Raw genomic sequence first — 17,923 nt, forward strand, 5'->3', positions numbered from 1 at the left:
CCGATCAGTGCTTGCCGTGGTTGTCGTCGACGTCTTCGAAGTCGGCGTCCACAACGTTCTCGTCCTTGGGCGTTTCACCAGCCGCAGCGCCTTCTGCGCCCGGCTGACCTTCGCCGGCCTGATACATGGCCTGACCGACCTTCATGGCAACCTGCGTCAGGTGCTCGCTTGCAGTCTTGAGCGTCTCTGCATTGTCGCCAGCCAGAGCTTCGCGTGCTGCCGCAATCGCTGCTTCGGCTTCAGACTTCTCAGCCGCCGGAACCTTGTCGCCACCTTCGGTAAGGGACTTCTCGGTCTGGTGGATCATGCTCTCGGTGCTGTTGCGCAGTTCGACTAGCTCACGCTTTGCCTTGTCAGCAGATGCGTTTGCTTCGGCTTCCTTGACCATGCGGTCGATGTCGCCGTCGGACAGGCCACCGGAAGCCTGGATCTTGATCTGCTGTTCCTTGTTCGTTGCCTTGTCCTTGGCGGACACGCTGACGATACCGTTCGCATCGATATCAAACGTGACTTCGATCTGCGGAACGCCGCGCGGAGCCGGAGCAATGCCCTGAAGATCGAAGTTGCCAAGCAGCTTGTTGTCCGCTGCCATCTCACGCTCGCCCTGGAAGACCTTGATGGTCACGGCGTTCTGGTTGTCTTCAGCTGTGGAGAAGGTCTGGCTCTTCTTCGTCGGGATCGTCGTGTTGCGATCGATCAGACGGGTGAACACGCCACCCAGCGTCTCGATGCCCAGCGACAGTGGTGTCACGTCGAGGAGCAGGACGTCCTTGACATCACCCTTCAGGACAGCGCCCTGAACAGCTGCACCGATTGCCACGACTTCGTCGGGGTTCACGTTGCGGGCAGGGTCCTTGCCGAAGAACTCCTTAACGATCTCGATGACCTTCGGCATACGCGTCATGCCGCCAACGAGGATGACTTCGTCGATCTCGCTTGTGGAAACCGAAGCGTCCTTGATGGCTGCACGGCACGGGCCGAGCGTACGCTGGATCAGGTCTTCGACAAGGCTCTCAAGCTTTGCGCGGCTCAGCTTGACAACGAGATGCTTCGGACCGGAAGCGTCGGCCGTGATGAACGGCAGGTTGATTTCGGTTTCCTTGGAGGAGGAAAGCTCGATCTTTGCCTTTTCAGCGGCTTCCTTCAGGCGCTGCAGGGCAAGCTTGTCGCCACGCAGGTCAATGCCCTGGTCCTTCTTGAACTCGTCAGCAAGGAAAGCGATGATGCGGTTGTCGAAATCTTCGCCACCCAGGAACGTATCACCGTTCGTGGATTTCACTTCGATCACGCCGTCGGAAATTTCCAGAACGGAAACGTCGAACGTGCCGCCACCAAGATCGTAAACTGCAACAGTGCCGGAATCGCGCTTGCCAAGGCCATAGGCCAGAGCCGCTGCGGTTGGCTCGTTGATGATGCGCAGAACTTCGAGGCCAGCAATACGACCTGCGTCGCGCGTTGCCTGACGCTGGGCATCGTTGAAGTATGCAGGAACAGTGATGACGGCCTGCGTCACCTTCTCGCCGAGATAATCCTCAGCGGTTTCCTTCATCTTGCCCAGAACGAACGCGGAAATCTGCGAAGGAGCGTAGTTCTCGCCGCGAGCGCGAACCCATGCATCACCGTTATCGCCCTGTACGATCTCGTACGGGACCATGCCCTTGTCCTTGGCAACAGTCGGGTCGTCGTAACGACGGCCGATCAGGCGCTTGACGGCATAAAGTGTGTTGGTCGGGTTCGTAACGGCCTGACGCTTGGCTGCCTGTCCTACAAGACGCTCACCGCCCTCGGTGAATGCAACCATGGACGGCGTCGTGCGGGCGCCTTCGCTGTTCTCGATGACCCGTGTCTCGTCACCTTCGCGCACTGCAACGCACGAATTGGTTGTACCGAGATCAATACCGATGACTTTGCTCATATATCAGTCCTATTCAGCGGCCCGTTCCGGCCCTGTCAGGCACCGGAGCGAACCCTCGTGATATCTGGCGGACCCATCACAGGCCCGTGTTCCGATAGAAGATTTAGGCAAGCCTGAGATGTGTTTCAAGGCTGTATGTCCCATCTTTTTCAGAACGTTGCATTACATTTTACGCTTTTCACACCTTCTTCACAGGGGAGGTGCTCGGGTTATGGCTTCCGCTTTGGAGCCGAATGGTCCAGTCTGGCACTTAACCATGCCAGTGTATCGCCAGCTCCTTCCTGCCGTTCTCGCATTCTCGCTTCTGTCCCTCTCTGGCTGTGGGCCGATCGGTCCGTCACGCCTGCAGAATGACCAGCTGGAATATTCCCGTGCTCTGGGCGATGTTCAAAAGCACGAGATGCTTCTGAACATCGTACGTCTGCGCTACGCAGATCCCCCGACTTTCCTGGACACGACACAGGTGATTGCGGGCTACAGCGTTTCCAAGAGTGTTAGCGGCGGTTTTTACGCATATCCCGCCACTGCTGTCGGAAATTATCTGTTTGGCAGCGGGAGCATGTCCATCGGCGAAAGTCCGACCTTCACATACCAGCCGGTAACAGGTCAGCAATACGCCGAGAATATTATTCGTCCGATCTCGCCTACCGTCATCATGCCCCTGAGCCTCGGTGGTCTCCCGATCGATACACTCCTGCGCCTGACTGCTCAGTCCATTGATGGGCTCTCCAATGTTCGCGGGTTGGGTGCCGGGCCGTTTGGTGGCGGCTCAGTGCGATTCTACCTTTTATTGCATGATCTGCGTCAGCTTCAGATTGCAGGCGCGATGACGGTTCGTATCACCACAGATGCGCCGCCTCCCGTCGATGGTGATGGGGCGCACAAGCACGACGATCCCAAGCAGTCGACGACGGAGCACGCTTATCTGGTGCTTTCATCCACGTCAGACAGCAATCTTTTAAATATTCAGGCAGAAGTGCGCCGACTGTTGCACCTTGATGCGCAGTCGACTGAAGCGGAGATCGTTTACGGTCCATACCCCAAGCGTCCGGGGCAGATCGCCATCCTGACGCGCTCAATGCTGGCCATGCTGTCGCAGCTTGCATACGAGGTTGAAGTTCCCGAAGAAGATATCAAAAGCGGTCGTACGCCGCCTACGATTGGGCAGGTGGGTATCGAGAACAGGCCGGAAGTCGTAATTCATTCCGGTAAAGAGGCGCCTGAATCACGTTACGATGCCGTACAGTATAATAACCGCTGGTTCTGGATAGATGACCGGGATTTCCAGAGCAAACTGGGATTTACGATGGTTCAGGTGCTGAGCGCATTAGCCGCGACCAGTCATGCCACGGGAGCTGTCGTGACTATCCCTGCCGGGTAATGGAAGTATAGGTTTTCGTATTTCTATAATTTGAAGCTCTATGTAACTACACGATATTGTCACCAGTTCGCGTCAAAAAGACGATGGTCCTCGTGAATTGATGGATTTACGGTCCACGAGACTGATTCAGGAGACAATATCATGTCGAACAATTTTGGCAGCAGAAAACCTGCTGAATGGCTGACATTGGCGCTCGCCATTGTCATCATTCTGCTGGGTCTACCCATGGTCATCATGGGTGCACAGCTCGCCATGCTGGGCGGCTCTGACTACTACGTCATTTGTGGAATAGTCGTTGTTGCGGCAGGTGTGCTGATTCTCATGAGCCGTCTGCTCGGAGCGTTCCTTTATCTTGCGGCTCTCGCTGGTACGTGGCTCTGGGCATTTTACGAGGTTGGCGTAGACCCGGTTGGTCTTCTGCCCCGCGTATTCGGGCCAACAATTCTTGGTATTCTTGTTGTCTGCGCCATTCCGGTACTGCGCCGTATGGAAGCGCGTCGTACGACCGTCGGAGGAGCGATCTGATGCGCAGGTCTTATCTTTTCGCTACAGTTGCCAGCCTGACGCTGGCCTGTACGCCGCTTCTCGCCCATGCTCAGTTTGCCAAGCCTGATGAGCCTACGGCCGCTGTGCCGGGCCCGGGTAATGCCCACGAGCCAACAGCAGAAACCCCGGTTGAGAAGGGCTTTTTCGCGCCACCTTCCCCGTTTGCTCCTCAGAAAGCGGGTGTGAACGCCGCTAATCTTCCGGACAATCCTGCAATTGATCCTGCTGAAGTGCCTCAGATGGCACCGCAGGAAAGCGCAGATCCGGCACGTGGAGACTGGGTGGCCTATGGCCGCGACGACCACCAGACCCGCTATTCGCCGCTGGACCAAATCACTCCTGAAAATGCCAGCCAGCTGAAACAGGCTTTCGTTTACCATACCGGCAGCTACCCGCGTGCTGGGCAGGCAAATAAATGGGCTGCCGAGACAACGCCAATCAAGGTTGGTGATGGCCTCTACATGTGTTCAGCCATGAACGACATGATGAAGCTCGACCCTACCAACGGGCACGAAATCTGGCGCTATAACGCAGGCGTGAAATATCACTCCATTCCTTACACGGCAGCGTGCAAGGGCGTCGTTTATTACACATCATCCACCATTCCCGAGGGGCAGCCCTGCCATCATCGTATTCTCGAGTCTACGCTCGATATGCGGCTGATCGCGGTGGATGCAGACACGGGCAAGGCTTGCTCGACGTTTGGCTTCAACGGTCAGATCAATCTGATGCAGGGTATGGGCGAGTCCGTTCCGGGTTTCGTATCCATGACCACACCGCCTCCGATCGTGAATGGCGTGATCGTCGTCAATCATGAAGTGCTCGACGGTCAGCGTCGCTGGGCACCATCTGGTGTGATCCGTGGCTACGATGCCGAGTCTGGAAAATTCGTCTGGGCCTGGGACGTCAACAACCCCGACAATCATAATCAGCCTGAACCCGGCAAGCACTACAGCCGTGGTACGCCCAATTCCTGGGCTGCGATGACGGGTGATAATGCCCTGGGCCTCGTTTACGTCCCGACCGGAAATTCCGCTTCGGACTATTACAGCGCCCTGCGTAGCCCTGCCGAAAACGCAGTATCTTCTGCCGTTGTGGCGATTGACGTCAAAACCGGTTCCCCACGTTGGGTATTCCAGACCGTTCATAAGGATGTCTGGGACTACGATATCGGTTCTCAGGCCACGCTGATGGATATGCCTGGTCCGAACGGCGATACGGTTCCTGCGCTGATCATGCCGACCAAGCGCGGCCAGACCTTCGTTCTGGATCGTCGTACCGGCAAGCCCATCTTGCCAGTCGAGGAACGTCCGGCCCCGTCGCCGGGTATGGTCGCCGGTGACCCACGGTCGCCCACTCAGCCCTGGTCTGTTGGAATGCCGGAGCTTCGTGTGCCCGACCTCAAGGAGTCGGACATGTGGGGAATGTCTCCGATTGACCAGCTCTTCTGCCGCCTGAAATTCCGTCGTGCGAACTATGTGGGTGAATTCACGCCACCGAGCATCGACAAGCCGTGGATCGAGTATCCAGGCTATAACGGTGGCAGTGACTGGGGCTCGATGTCCTACGACCCCAAGAGCGGCATCCTGATTGCGAACTGGAACGTCACGCCGATGTACGACCAGCTCGTCGATCGCAAGAAAGCTGACAAGCTTGGCCTCCTGCCGGTTGATTCGCCCAACTTCAATCCGAAGGGCGGCGGCGCAGAAGGCAATGGCGCAATGTCTGAAACTCCGTATGGCATCGTCGTGACGCCATTCTGGGATCAGTACACAGGCATGATGTGCAACAAGCCGCCTTACGGCATGATCACCGCCATCGACATGAAGCACGGCCAGAAAGTACTGTGGCAGCATCCGCTGGGCACGGCCCGTGCGAATGGTCCATGGGGCCTGCCGACCTTCCTGCCATGGACAATTGGTACGCCGAATAACGGTGGTTCAGTGGTCACGGGTGGTGGTCTTGTGTTCATTGCTGCTGCAACGGACAACCAGATCCGTGCAATCGATGAGCATACCGGCAAGGTGGTCTGGAGTGCGGTCCTGCCAGGTGGCGGACAGGCCAACCCAATGACCTATGAGGCCAATGGTCGTCAGTACGTTGCGATCATGGCAGGCGGTCATCACTTCATGATGACGCCGGTTTCCGATCAGCTGGTCGTTTACGCCCTGCCTGAAAAGAAAGGCTGAGACTTCCTGACGGACGGTTAATCCCCGTCCGTCACCGTCTGTCGTCAGAATTGGGCTCCTGTGCTAGCAATAGTCAGGAGCCTTTTTTTGGGCAGATTTTCGCGGTTTCCCGATGAGTGATCGTGTTCGGTTGTGCAATGACCGGGCCGTCTTCAGATCAGGATGCGGGCTTCTTTCCGTTGCGAAGGTTTCGTCCGCTTGGAATGATCACTCTCAGTACGGCCTGCCCATCTCCATGACCGCCCGAACTCCCGTTATCCTTCAGGTTCTTCCTGCTCTCACTATGGGTGGGCTGGAGCGCGGCGCCATTGAAATTGCCGATGCCATCGTGCAGGGCGGCGGAGAGGCGCTCGTGGCATCCCGTCAGGGCCCTTTGCTGGTTCATCTGCGGCATGCTGGCGCGAAACACCTCGCGCTGGATCTTAAGTCCAAATCACCCTTCGCCATTCGCCGCCGCGCCCGTGATCTTCAGCGGATCATCCGTGAGAATGGCGTTGATCTCGTGCATGCGCGCTCGCGTGCTCCGGCGTGGGTGGCCTGGCTGGCCTGCCGGAGGGAAGGGGTGCCTCTGGTCACGACCTGGCATGGCGTGCACGGAGCACGTTGGTGGGGGAAAAAGCGCTATAATTCAGTGCTGGCGCGTGGTGCGCGGGTGATCGCAATCTCCCGGTTCATCAGCAAGCGACTGACGGAAGAATATGGCGTGGGGCCGGATCGCCTGCGGACAATTCCGCGCGGCGCTGATCCATCGATCTTCGATCCTGCACAGGTTTCCGGCGAACGGATTCTGGCACTTCTCGAACAGTGGAATGTCCCTGATGGCGTCAGAATAATTCTCATGCCTGCACGCCTGACGCCGTGGAAGGGGCAACGTGTCTTGGTCGCAGCGCTGGCACATTTGCAAAAGATGGATATTGCGCCCTGGGTTTGTGTCCTTGCAGGGCCTGCGAAGGATCAAAAGTTCGCAAAAGCGCTTCTGGAGCAGGCCGAGGCGCTCGGGGTTTCAGAAAATCTGCGTTTTGCAGGGACCTGCACCGATATGCCTGCTGCGTGCTCGCTGGCCTCTGTCGTGGTGGCGCCGTCGCTTCGGCCTGAGCCGTTTGGGCGTGTGTTGGTCGAGGCGCAGATGATGGGCTGTCCGGTTATCGGAAGTGCCCAGGGCGCAATGATGGAAACGGTACTGCCAAACGAAACCGGCCTTGTCGTTGCACCGGGTGATCCGGTGGCGCTCGCAGATGCTCTCGCTGCGGTGCTGAATTTGGATCAGGAGGCGCTTGATTATCTGGCGGAGAACGCACGTGCTCATGTATTGCGCCATTACACGACACGCCTGATGCAGTCCGCGACGCTCGGGGTATATGACGAACTTCTGGGCACGCAGATGCGCGCAATTTTTGATGGAAATACGCATGAGCACTGATAAGGAGTCAGGGTCGAAGCCCCTGCACGTCACTGAGAAAGCACAGGCCGCGCAGAGTAAGCGTCAGGAACTGGAGGCAAAAGCCCTGCGTGCGAACCTCCTTCGCCGCAAGCAGCAGCAGCGTGCGCGCCCTGTAGAAGCGCCAGCATCTTCCAACGACGCCTAAGGCAGGTCTACGGCGTATGAAACAGCGGTTCTCCGTTCCCACGGTTCAGGAATTTGCCCTGATTGGTGTAACCGCACTCTGGGGCGGCACATTTCTCGTACTGCACGAAGCAATGCGCTTTGCAGGGCCGTTGTTTTTCGTGGGGATGCGCTTCCTGTTCGCGGGCGCCTTCGTAGCGCTGCTGGCGGGGAAACGGATGTTTGGCTTCACACGCCGTGAGATCTGGGCAGGAACGTTGATCGGCGTCGTTCTGTCCACAGGATACGCGCTGCAAAGTGCTGGCCTGCAATATATCAGCAGTAGTCGCTCCGCCTTTATCACCGCGTTTTACGTCCCGGTTGTACCTATCTTTCAGTGGCTGATTTTTCGTCGTGCGCCGCATTTGATGAGCTGGATAGGAATTGGTCTGGCGTTTGCGGGGCTGGTCCTGCTCGCCGGGCCAGCCGCCGGTCATCTGACGCTTGGACACGGGGAATTCCTGACGGTTCTCGCCACTCTGGCCATTGCTCTGGAAATTATTTTCATCAGCATGTTCGCGAAGGGTGTGGACAGCAGACGCATTACCGTCGTGCAGCTTGTTTCCGGCGGTCTCATGGCTTTGTGCGTGATGCCTGTCGCGGGTGAGGGGGTTCCGGGCTTCTCATGGGTGTGGATTGTCTGTGCGCTTGTGCTGGGCGGTCTGAGCGCGCTCGTGCAACTGGTTATGAACTGGGCACAGAAATCAGTCTCCGCGACGAAAGCGACTCTGATTTATGCTGGGGAGCCTGTCTGGGGTGGGATTGTCGGGCGACTGGCAGGAGACGCCTTGCCACCGACCACTCTTCTGGGGGCTGCATTTATTATTGCGGGTGTCGTTGCCAGTGAAATGCGCCCTACATGGCGCCGTAAAGCCTCATCCGCAGACAGAATCGGGCAGACTGATTAACATTGAAACATTGCGTGAGTGGCGGCCTGTCGGTAGAGCAGGACGACCTTAAAGCGCAGGAGTTCCCCCCATGTCGATCATGCCTGACACCTGGATTCGTCAGATGGCCCGAGAGAAGGGAATGATCGAACCGTTTGTGGAGGCCCAGAAGCGAGAGGGCGTCATTTCCTACGGTCTGTCTTCCTATGGTTATGACGCACGCGTTGCGGAGGACTTTAAGATCTTCACGGACGTCGACAGCGCAATTGTGGACCCCAAGAACTTCGCTGCGAACAGTTTTGTTACCCGCACTGGTGACATCACCATTCCGCCAAACAGCTTCGCTCTTGCGCACACGGTTGAGTATTTCCGCATCCCGCGTGACACGCTCGTGGTCTGCCTTGGCAAGTCCACCTATGCGCGCTGTGGCATTATCGTGAATGTGACCCCGCTTGAGCCGGAATGGGAAGGGCAGGTCACAATCGAGATCAGCAACACAACGCCGCTTCCTGCGCGTATTTATGCAAATGAGGGCATCTGCCAGTTCCTGTTCTTCCAGGGCGCGAGCCCTTGTGAAGTCAGCTACGCTGATCGTGCCGGAAAATACATGCGCCAGTCTGGCGTAACGACCCCGCGTCTCTGAGGATTGCCACCATGGACCGTTTCATTATCCGCGGCGGCCGCCGTCTGACCGGAGAAATCGAGATCGGGGGCGCAAAGAACTCCGGCCTCAAACTTATGGTCGCCGGTTTGCTGACGTCAGAGCGGCTTGTCCTGTCCAATGTTCCTGGCATTGCAGATATCACAACCATGCGAGACCTGATTACGGGTCTCGGGCCTTCAGTTGAGGATGTCGGGCCGCGGACGCTTTCCATCGGAGGCGAAATCGCGTCCGTTGAGGCGCCATACGACATTGTCTCCAAGATGCGTGCTTCGATCCTTGTTCTGGGCCCGCTGCTCGCGCGTGCCCGCGAAGCCAAGGTCTCGCTTCCCGGAGGCTGTGCGATCGGCACACGCCCGGTCGACATGCATCTCAAGGGTCTGGAAACACTTGGCGCCGAGATCACGCTCGAAAACGGTTATATCAATGCCCGGGCCCCGAATGGCCTGACGGGTGAGCGCATTATCCTGCCGTTTGCCAGTGTCGGCGCGACTGAGAATCTGCTGATGGCGTCGACCCTTGCCAAGGGTCGCACCGAGATCGTCAATGCTGCGCGTGAGCCAGAAATTGGCGATCTCGTAAATTGCCTTAACGCCATGGGCGCACGCATTTCGGGTTCCGGAACGGGGACACTCGTCATTGACGGCGTAGAGGCTCTGCATGGTGCCGAATATGCTGTGATGCCAGACCGGATCGAGTGCGGCACATACGCGTGCGCAGCCGGTATCACCGGTGGTGATCTTCTTCTGCTGGGCGGTCGTGCCGACGATCTGGGGTCCGTTATCCGTACACTTGAGGAAACGGGTGTCGAGGTTCAGGAGGAAGCGCGCGGCCTGCGTGTGCGTCGTCGCGGACCGCTGCGCGGCGTGGATATCATGACAGAGCCTTATCCTGGTTTCCCCACGGATATGCAGGCCCAGTTCATGGCCATGTTGTCCGTTGCTGAAGGCGCATCCCTGATTACCGAGACGATTTTCGAAAACCGCTTCATGCATGTTCCAGAACTGAACCGCATGGGTGCGAACATCAATCCGCATGGCCGCTCGGCGATCATCCGGGGTGTGTCCAAGCTGTCTGGTGCCCGTGTTATGGCAACTGATCTGCGCGCTTCCTTCTCGCTTATCCTTGCTGGACTGGCCGCGGAAGGAGAGACGGAACTCAGTCGCATTTACCACCTCGACCGCGGGTATGAAGGCGTGGACCGCAAACTTGCCGCCTGCGGGGCAGACATTGCACGCGTCTCGGATTGATAGCGATTTCCACAGTATTTCTTACAAAGGCCGGTGGAATTCCATCGGCCTTTTTAGTATTTTTGATGATGGGATTTATATTAAATACACTAAAATACAAAAATTAGCATATCTATATTGTTAAAATAACTAATTTATTAGTTCTGTAAAAATTTACAAATTAATTATAAAACTATTGAAATAATATTTTATTTTTAAAATTAAAAAACATAAATAAAATTTTTAAATTTTTCTAGAATTATTTTTGTTTTAAACATATTGTCACAATTATTTCTTATGGATAATGTTAATTTTCAATATAATTAGCGTAATTATATCTTTTTATAGGAAATTTTCGGAATATCATGACACAGCGTGCGGCACATGAACTGGCAGCTTCAGGTTGTTCTGATGATCCAATCAACTCGATAAGAAAGTATCAGGGCTCCCAGTTCGGTCGCAGCCTCTTTCAGGTTCTGTCGACCATCGGGCTGCTGCTGGGGAGCTACGTCCTGATCTATGCAGGCCTGATGCATGGATGGTGGATTTCGCTGGCTATAACGCCGTTTGCTGCAGGTCTATCCATCCGCACGTTTATCCTCCAGCACGACTGCGGACATGGGTCCCTTTTCAAAGCCTCATGGGCCAATGATTTTGTCGGGCGTCTGTGCTCCCTGCTCACCTTGACACCTTATGATCACTGGAAAAAGCATCACCGCCTGCACCATGGGTCATGGAACAATATGGACACGCGCGGGCGGCTTTCTGATATGTATTCAGACTGCATTACGGTTTCTGAATACCAGAAGATGACTCCGATCAAGAAGTACCTTTACCGGGCCAGCAAAAATCCTGCCCTTACAGTATTTTTAATGCCTCCCATCATCTTCTTTATTGTTTATCGCATTGCCTTCGATACGCCCCGACACTGGGTGAAAGAACGTCTTGGCGTTTATCTGACCAACCTTATCCTGCTTTTAGGATATGGTGCACTTGTCTGGTTGATGGGTTTGAAGTTTGTCGCCATCGTAAGCTTTATGGTGATCTATCCAGCGGCCGTAACCGGAGTTTGGCTGTTTCTGGTGCAGCACAAGTTCGAGGGTGTCCAGTGGGCAAAGAAGCCACAATGGAACGCCTTCGATGCCGTTCTGACGGGTTGTTCGTTTCTGCGGCTACCGGGGATCATGCGTTGGTTTACAGGTGATATTGGTGTCCATCATGTTCATCATGCCGCTCCGGGCATTCCAAACTATCGCCTTCTGGCCTGTCATGATGCACATGTCGTATTCCAGAACGTAAAGATTCTCACCTGGCGTGATGGCATACGGGAAGCACGCAGTAACGTGTTGTGGGACGAAGAGACCCAGACAATGGTGGATCTCTACTCCGTCCGATAAAATGACGTCGGGGCTGTCCGGTCCAGCCACGATATTGATTTGAACAGGCGACTGGCTCTTTGAGATCCTGTCGTATTTTCTGTTTATGCTTAGGGAGTCTGGACGCTGTATTTCGGCCAGTGATCCATAATTTCGTGAATGATCCGTGCTCCAACACGATAGCCATTTTCCATCGCCGGAGCTTCGGCAGGCATGTGGCCGTTGATGGACTGCTCTGCTGTCATGCCCTGAGGCTGCTGGGTGTAATTGGATGCGGTGCGTAGAATAAGGACGCGGGTGTCGTCGATGCGTCCTGCATGGCCCAGGCGCATAAGGGATTCCATCATTCCGGAATCTTCCATTTCGCTGGCTGTGAACTGTCCTTCACCATGGGTCACCAGTTTTACCCAGTTGCGTGCAAACTGCGTTGGCATCCGTCCATGCCAAAAGACGTCTGAGGCCAGTTCGTCTCCCTTGAGAACGACAGGCTTTCTGGTCGCAGCGGGGATATCTCGCCAGATTTGTCTCTCATGTGCCAGTTCTGGGGGATCGACCAGTGGCAGTTTATCCGTCATCGAATACGCCCATGCTACCAGTGACGGGTTGAGCGTGAAGAGCAGGGTGGGCTCCCCGGGTGTTACGGGACCTGCAGGGACAGGGCGATCTGGCGCATTCGCTCCCGTGAGAAATTTTCCATAAGGCCAGTCTTTTGGCATTTCCCGAAGATCGAGTTCCTTCATAACACTGCCCACAACGTGGGTGATCCACGCGGCCGACCCCTCAGGCGCAACGGTAGGATCAAAGCCTGCGCAACCATCAATCAGCCAGTATGCTTTGCTGAGGTCGAAACGTGGGTCGAGACCAAGTGCCATTACGGATGCTGCTGCTGGACCGGTCGTCATTCCCGTCATGACGACAAGCAGATGATGTCCGCGATCAGTGTAGATGTCATGGACGCCCAGAGGGAACGGGAGCTTCTCGGTCAGATGCTCATGCTCGACCCAGGGCTGCAATTCACCTGCCTTGTCTCCGGTATCAGCGCCGTTCTCATACGTCGTCAGTACGACGGCCTGAATTTTCCAAGGTTCATCATGTGCTTGAGCACGGATGGAGAAGGCTGTGCCAACGCAGGCGGCAGCAGCCATAAGGAGTGTCTTCCATTGTGCCCGAATCATGGAGCCTTCCTGCTTAGTGCTCCGGGCACGATATGGATTTGGCCCGTTGCTACTTTGAAATGAGGGCCAATCTATGGATGGGGATAGAAAAGCGTCAAGCCGCCACAGTGGCTCCCAGGCGCTCCATCAGGCCCGGGACATCCTCCACGACATCAAACAGAGCGCGGGCTGACGGGTCTGCAAATCCCTGAGCAATGGAATCTTCCAGTGTTCGTACGAGGGATGCTGCCCATCCCCCGATATTGACGATGTAAATCGGTGCACGATGGAGCCCAAGCTGCTTCCATGTCAGGATTTCCATCAATTCGTCAAAGGTGCCCAGACCGCCGGGGATGATGGCAAAGGCGTCCGAGAGTTCGAACATCCGCGCCTTGCGCGTGTGCATGTCTGGGGTGACTTCCAGAGTTGTCACACCCGTATGCATAACTTCGCGCGCATGGAGGAATTCGGGAATGACACCGATGACTTCGCCGCCAGCCTTTAGGGCTGCGTCTGCAACCGTTCCCATAAGGCCAACATGGCCGCCACCATAGATCAGCGTAATCCCATTCTGCGCCAGCGCCGTACCGACTGTTCGGGCGCCGATTTCATAGACAGGAGAGTTGCCAAAGCGTGAACCGCAGAAAACAGCGCAGGAACGGATGGTCATGAAGGCTCCATGAAGTAACAGGTGGTGTCAGGCAGTGCGGCGTCCCAGTGAGCGGCTGATCAGAATGCCAGCAAGACAGCATACGGCAGTCGTACCGAACATCGTCCGGTAGCCAGCAAATTCGATGACCTGACCAAGAAACAACCCGGAGCACGCTATGGCAAGGTCAATAAAGATGGAATAGGCGCCCAGTGCAGCCCCGCGGTTCTGTGGACCCGCACGATTGACCGCCAATACGCCTAGAGCCGGGAAAAGGAGCGAGAACCCGGCCCCCGTCAGCGCAGCACCTACAAGGGCAGCATCAGGATTTTCGAAAAAAGCCAGTGTTGCAAGGCCGAGAGTCTCAACGAACAGCGAGACGATGGCCACGAATACGCCACCACGTTTGGCAATCTGCGAGGCAAAAAAGAAGCGGATAAATACAAAGACCACACCAAAAATAGCGAGTGCCTTGGCGGCTCCTTCCCAGTGCAAGACGGAATAATAGAGCGCCAAAAATGACGAGATTGCGCCAAATCCGATCGAGCCCGCAGCAAGGGCGCACCCATGGGGCAGCACCAGCCGCAAAGCCCTGGAGAAGGCAACGGGCTTTTCAGTCGAGGGAAGCGGTAGAACGCCTTTGTAGAAACCGATCAGCGCAAGCCCGAAGAGAGGCAGTGCAACTGACAGGAGGCCCACCGAAACAAGGCCGCCAAAAGGTGCTCCCAGTTGAGCCAGCTCTGCCCCGATCGGCGCTCCCATCGCGATACCACCATACGAGCAGATTCCATTCCACGATATCGCAATGGCCGTGTTCTCGGCGCCTGCCCTGCGGATATTCCATACGATCACGCCTGTTGCAGCCCAGCTTTCAGCCCAGCCAAGCATCAGCCTGCTGCCCAGAAGGATCGTTAGAGACAGTAATGGTGTGGCTGCAAATGGGCCACACAGTGCCATCAGGATTCCTGAGACAACGCACGTTGCCAGTCCCCCCACGACCACTGGCTTGGGGCCGATACGGTCTACCAGACGCCCTGCGGAGGGGCGGGCGGCGAATGTCGCGAAATACTGGAGCGAGAATGCAATGCCCGCGACCGTCGTACTGTAGCCGAGTGTTTTGTGTACGAAGATCGTCAATACGGCATTCGGAAGGCCGATTACGATGTAAACCAGTAGATTGAACAAGACGACGGCAAGAACCCGCTTCGTCGGTGATTGCACCGGCGTTTCTACCGCTGTCATGCTGGCCTCTCTCTTTTCTTCATCTGGTGGACATCTGGCGGCAACGCATAGGCCAGCAGACGCCATTCGTCACGGGTTAGGGAACCACTCTAGTCCAAAAAACACGAAACGACCCCCGCAGGAGCCGTTTCGGATATCAGGTCTGCGTGTGGCGCAAGGCTCACATCATGCGCTGAAGCTGGCTCTCGACAGTGGAGCAGACGCGCTGACGGATCGGCTGTGCGAGCGTGGACAGCGAAAACTGCTGCTGGTTTGCTGTCTGGTTGCTGACGGCCTGAAGGATACCCTGCTGACCGGCGCTATATGCCGGGCTGCCCGAGACACCAGCTTTCTGCGTGACGGCACTGACAAGACCCGACGCCCCTGTGTCGGATGTCAGATTGTTTTGCAAACAATAGCTCAGCACGCCCGCAAGGTTGCTTGAGGACGTAGAGGAAAGATTTGGAACACCAAGCGCACCTACGAGGCCGCCGCTCATCTGCGATGCCATCGTCTGGGTGGCTGTAGTAGCGGCCGTTACAGCGGCTGTTTGTGTTTCGGCGGCCTGTCCTGCGGCGGTGGAGCCTGCATTGCAGCCAGCAAGGCCAAGAGAGGCGGTGATCAGGCCAGCGGAAAGAACAGCAGGAATAGAACGGTGAAAGCGGTTCATGAAAAGCTCCGGAGAATGTCGCTCGATAGGCTACAAACGCCCGAACGCCGGAAAGTGACCCAAAAACCTTCGTTTTTTCATTCTGGCATAACGGTTTGGGTATCAGGAAAGAGGCTCATCTGGCTGTTTGCCGGGCTTTCCGACGTCGCCTGTCCGGAAAATCCGGAGAGTGTCAGCCCCAGGAGGCGAACCCCCGGATTCAGGGGAAACAGCGGCTGGAGCAACGCACGGCTTGCTTCTGCCAATGCTTTTTGTGAAGGGATAGGGAAGGAGAGTGTGCGTGCACGCGTGATCTGGCGAAAATCGGAATACTTGACTTTAAGCGTGACGGTTCGGGCCTGCAGGGAGCGTGCTGTGCTTTGCCCCCAGAGTTTGGCGGCGATAATGGCCAGGGCATCCAGTGCGTCTGCTTCGTCGCGCAGATCTTTTAGGTACGTTTGTTCCGTACCAAGGGATTTGCGTTCCCTGTCCACCACGACGGGGCGCTCATCAATTCCGCGGGAAATACCATAGTAAAAGCCTGCAGCTTTCCCGAAGTGCCGGGTAAGGGTTGGCAGATCGAATGCGCGAAGGTCCGCGCCCGTCTGAATCCCGAGTGCGTGCATTTTCTTTGCGGTGGCGGGGCCAATGCCATGAAAGCGGTCAACCTGAAGTGACGCGGCAAATTCCGGCCCCATGGCTGGGGTAATGACGAACATACCATCGGGTTTGCGATAGTCGGACGCCAGTTTGGCCAGAAACCGGTTATAGGAAACGCCCGCCGATGCCGTCAGCCCAGTTTCACTATGGATGTCAGCGCGAATGCGCTCGGCAATGAGTGTCGCTGATCCATAGGCCCCCAGATAATCTGTCAGATCGAGATAGGCCTCATCAAGTGAAAGGGGCTGTATCAGGGGCGTATAACGGGCAAAAATCGCCTGAATCTGGGCCGAAACGCTGCGATAGACATCAAAGCGTGCGGGGACGAAAAGGAGTTCAGGGCAAAGCCGCTTTGCCGTAACTGAAGGCATTGCCGAGCGCACGCCAAACCGCCGGGCTTCATAGCTTGCTGCCGCCACAACGCCGCGTGCTTCCCCTCGCCCGACCGCGAGGGGGCGCCCACGCAGGCTTGCGTCGTCGCGCTGCTCGACAGACGCGTAGAATGCGTCCATGTCGATATGAACGATACGGCGGATATGCATCCTGGAAGTTTCGCCGATCCGACAGAACAAAACAAGATCGGAGGCAGGCTATGAGCATCGAAGAAGAACGTAGAAAAGCCGGTTTCAAAACCCTTTCGACACGCATCGCCTACAGCAATCCCTGGACTGCGGTCCGTGAAGACATCATCGAGCGTCCTGATGGCAAGGAAGGCTTGTATGGTGTTGTGGAACGTGGGGAGTTCGTCGTGATCCTGCCGCTCCACACGGATGGTCAAGTGACCATGATCCAGCAGTTTCGCTATCCGGTAGGGGAGCGTCTGTGGGAACTGCCGATGGGAATGTGGGAAACACGGGAAAATGTGGACCCCATTGAGCTTGCTCTGGGTGAACTGCGTGAGGAGACCGGCCTTACCGCGGGAGAGATGGTCCACGCAGGGACCATGTATCAGGGCGCAGGATATTCAAACCAGAAAGGGCATGTCTTTCTGGCCCGAAACCTTACGCGGGGCGAGGCCGAACGGGAGGAAAGCGAGGCAGACATGACTGCACATGACGTGCCTCTTGCGGAATTTGAACGCATGATCGTGTCGGGCGAGATGAAATGTATGGTCTCGCTGGCGGCTTTTGCCCTGATCCGTGCAAAGGGCCTGATCTGAGGTTTTAGTGTTCTTCGATCAGTTGCTTACAGCGTTGATAGGAGAGGCGGTCCCGGAACAGGAAAAGAAGGTAGTAGTCCAGAGCCTTGTTCCGGGTTTTTGTCGTGCGCGCGTAAAACGGATAGACGTCCAAAGGGCCTTTCAGGCCCGCCGGTGCGGCATCATTGGGCAAGATGCACTGCACCCGAAAGAGCGGCATGTAGATTGCCTCGTCTCCCGGATTGCGCCGCACGTGCCACAGATGGCGCCTGAATTTCCGCAGGCGGTCCGGAATGATGAAAACCATCGATTTCTCGATGAAACCTTCCGGAAATTCCAACGGGCGATAATACCGCATGTCTTCCGGCATATTGCAGAAGAAGGGGTGGTCCTGAACGATCATTCCGGAAATCTGAAACTTTTTACCGCTTGAGAATAGCCGTCTGGGCTATGCTGCATAAATTCGCGCAGCATTTTCGATGATGGACAGCCAGACAGGCGAACTCTGTCTTCAAAGTCATTCAATATTTCTCTCGATGGCCAATGTGATCTGCGCACACCTGACAAGGATTTCCTGCATATCACATAAAAGTCCAAGATTGACGATTGATAAAAATATTGAATGTTTTCATCGGAGAAGTGCCGGAAAAGCGCATCTTGCAAAG

Annotated in this window: 17 protein-coding genes; 10 read left to right on the forward strand and 7 right to left on the reverse strand. The window is 56.1% G+C overall.

Annotated features, from left to right (window positions below; translation table 11 throughout):
- Positions 1-4: 4 nt before the first annotated feature.
- Entirely contained in the window at positions 5-1,915 is a 1,911-nt protein-coding gene (gene dnaK / locus GWA01_RS08230) for a molecular chaperone DnaK (RefSeq protein WP_146796178.1), read from the reverse strand.
- A 256-nt stretch (positions 1,916-2,171) separates the two neighbouring features.
- Here dnaK and GWA01_RS08235 point away from each other — a divergent pair, with 256 nt between their 5' ends.
- The 9 genes from GWA01_RS08235 (at position 2,172) to GWA01_RS08270 (ending at position 11,808) form a co-directional block, all read left to right on the forward strand.
- On the forward strand, positions 2,172-3,296 hold the full coding sequence (locus GWA01_RS08235; RefSeq protein WP_371858443.1) for a hypothetical protein: 1,125 nt from the start codon (positions 2,172-2,174) through the stop codon (positions 3,294-3,296).
- A 141-nt stretch (positions 3,297-3,437) separates the two neighbouring features.
- Complete coding sequence (locus GWA01_RS08240; RefSeq protein ID WP_146796181.1) at positions 3,438-3,821, forward strand: glycerol dehydrogenase; 384 nt, start codon at positions 3,438-3,440, stop codon at positions 3,819-3,821.
- Positions 3,821-6,031 carry a pyrroloquinoline quinone-dependent dehydrogenase gene (locus GWA01_RS08245; RefSeq protein WP_146796184.1) on the forward strand — a complete coding sequence of 737 codons (2,211 nt, stop codon included), beginning with the start codon at positions 3,821-3,823 and terminating at the stop codon, positions 6,029-6,031. The genes GWA01_RS08240 and GWA01_RS08245 overlap by 1 nt, the downstream gene beginning before the upstream one ends.
- 235 nt (positions 6,032-6,266) lie before the next feature.
- Complete coding sequence (locus GWA01_RS08250) at positions 6,267-7,451, forward strand: glycosyltransferase family 4 protein (RefSeq protein WP_146797673.1); 1,185 nt, start codon at positions 6,267-6,269, stop codon at positions 7,449-7,451.
- Entirely contained in the window at positions 7,441-7,617 is a 177-nt protein-coding gene (locus GWA01_RS13040; protein WP_186819516.1) for a hypothetical protein, read from the forward strand. The genes GWA01_RS08250 and GWA01_RS13040 overlap by 11 nt, the downstream gene beginning before the upstream one ends.
- A gap of 16 nt (positions 7,618-7,633) precedes the next feature.
- The gene (locus tag GWA01_RS08255) at positions 7,634-8,542 is read left to right on the forward strand and encodes a DMT family transporter (protein ID WP_146796187.1); all 909 of its coding nucleotides are present in this window, start codon (positions 7,634-7,636) and stop codon (positions 8,540-8,542) included.
- Positions 8,543-8,612: 70 nt separating this feature from the next.
- Positions 8,613-9,164: a dCTP deaminase gene (gene dcd, locus GWA01_RS08260; protein ID WP_146796194.1), complete on the forward strand. Its 552-nt coding sequence runs from the start codon at positions 8,613-8,615 to the stop codon at positions 9,162-9,164.
- A gap of 11 nt (positions 9,165-9,175) precedes the next feature.
- Positions 9,176-10,432 (forward strand): UDP-N-acetylglucosamine 1-carboxyvinyltransferase, encoded by a 1,257-nt coding sequence (gene murA, locus GWA01_RS08265; RefSeq protein WP_146796199.1) that lies wholly within the window; start codon positions 9,176-9,178, stop codon positions 10,430-10,432.
- A 344-nt stretch (positions 10,433-10,776) separates the two neighbouring features.
- Positions 10,777-11,808 (forward strand): fatty acid desaturase family protein, encoded by a 1,032-nt coding sequence (locus GWA01_RS08270; protein ID WP_146796203.1) that lies wholly within the window; start codon positions 10,777-10,779, stop codon positions 11,806-11,808.
- 89 nt (positions 11,809-11,897) lie between these two features.
- Here GWA01_RS08270 and GWA01_RS08275 read toward each other — a convergent pair whose 3' ends face one another.
- The 5 genes from GWA01_RS08275 to dinB all read right to left on the reverse strand — a co-directional run bounded on the left by GWA01_RS08275 (position 11,898) and on the right by dinB (position 16,662).
- Positions 11,898-12,962, reverse strand: a complete 1,065-nt coding sequence (locus GWA01_RS08275) for a purine-nucleoside phosphorylase (RefSeq protein WP_146796207.1) — start codon at positions 12,960-12,962, stop codon at positions 11,898-11,900.
- 94 nt (positions 12,963-13,056) lie between these two features.
- Positions 13,057-13,611 (reverse strand): LOG family protein, encoded by a 555-nt coding sequence (locus GWA01_RS08280; RefSeq protein ID WP_146796214.1) that lies wholly within the window; start codon positions 13,609-13,611, stop codon positions 13,057-13,059.
- Positions 13,612-13,638: 27 nt separating this feature from the next.
- The gene (locus GWA01_RS08285; RefSeq protein WP_146796222.1) at positions 13,639-14,832 is read right to left on the reverse strand and encodes an MFS transporter; all 1,194 of its coding nucleotides are present in this window, start codon (positions 14,830-14,832) and stop codon (positions 13,639-13,641) included.
- Between the two features lie 160 nt (positions 14,833-14,992).
- Complete coding sequence (locus tag GWA01_RS08290; RefSeq protein ID WP_146796227.1) at positions 14,993-15,481, reverse strand: DUF2501 domain-containing protein; 489 nt, start codon at positions 15,479-15,481, stop codon at positions 14,993-14,995.
- Positions 15,482-15,558: 77 nt separating this feature from the next.
- Complete coding sequence (gene dinB, locus GWA01_RS08295) at positions 15,559-16,662, reverse strand: DNA polymerase IV (protein WP_146796230.1); 1,104 nt, start codon at positions 16,660-16,662, stop codon at positions 15,559-15,561.
- Between the two features lie 50 nt (positions 16,663-16,712).
- On the opposite strand from dinB, the gene GWA01_RS08300 reads away from it, so the two are divergent.
- Positions 16,713-17,279: an NUDIX domain-containing protein gene (locus GWA01_RS08300; RefSeq protein WP_146796236.1), complete on the forward strand. Its 567-nt coding sequence runs from the start codon at positions 16,713-16,715 to the stop codon at positions 17,277-17,279.
- A gap of 4 nt (positions 17,280-17,283) precedes the next feature.
- Here GWA01_RS08300 and GWA01_RS08305 read toward each other — a convergent pair whose 3' ends face one another.
- A complete protein-coding gene (locus GWA01_RS08305) occupies positions 17,284-17,661 on the reverse strand; it encodes a hypothetical protein (protein ID WP_146796241.1) in 378 nt (125 codons plus the stop codon).
- Positions 17,662-17,923 lie beyond the last annotated feature (262 nt).

The sequence above is a fragment of the Gluconobacter wancherniae NBRC 103581 genome, assembly GCF_007988885.1.
GTDB lineage: Bacteria > Pseudomonadota > Alphaproteobacteria > Acetobacterales > Acetobacteraceae > Gluconobacter > Gluconobacter wancherniae.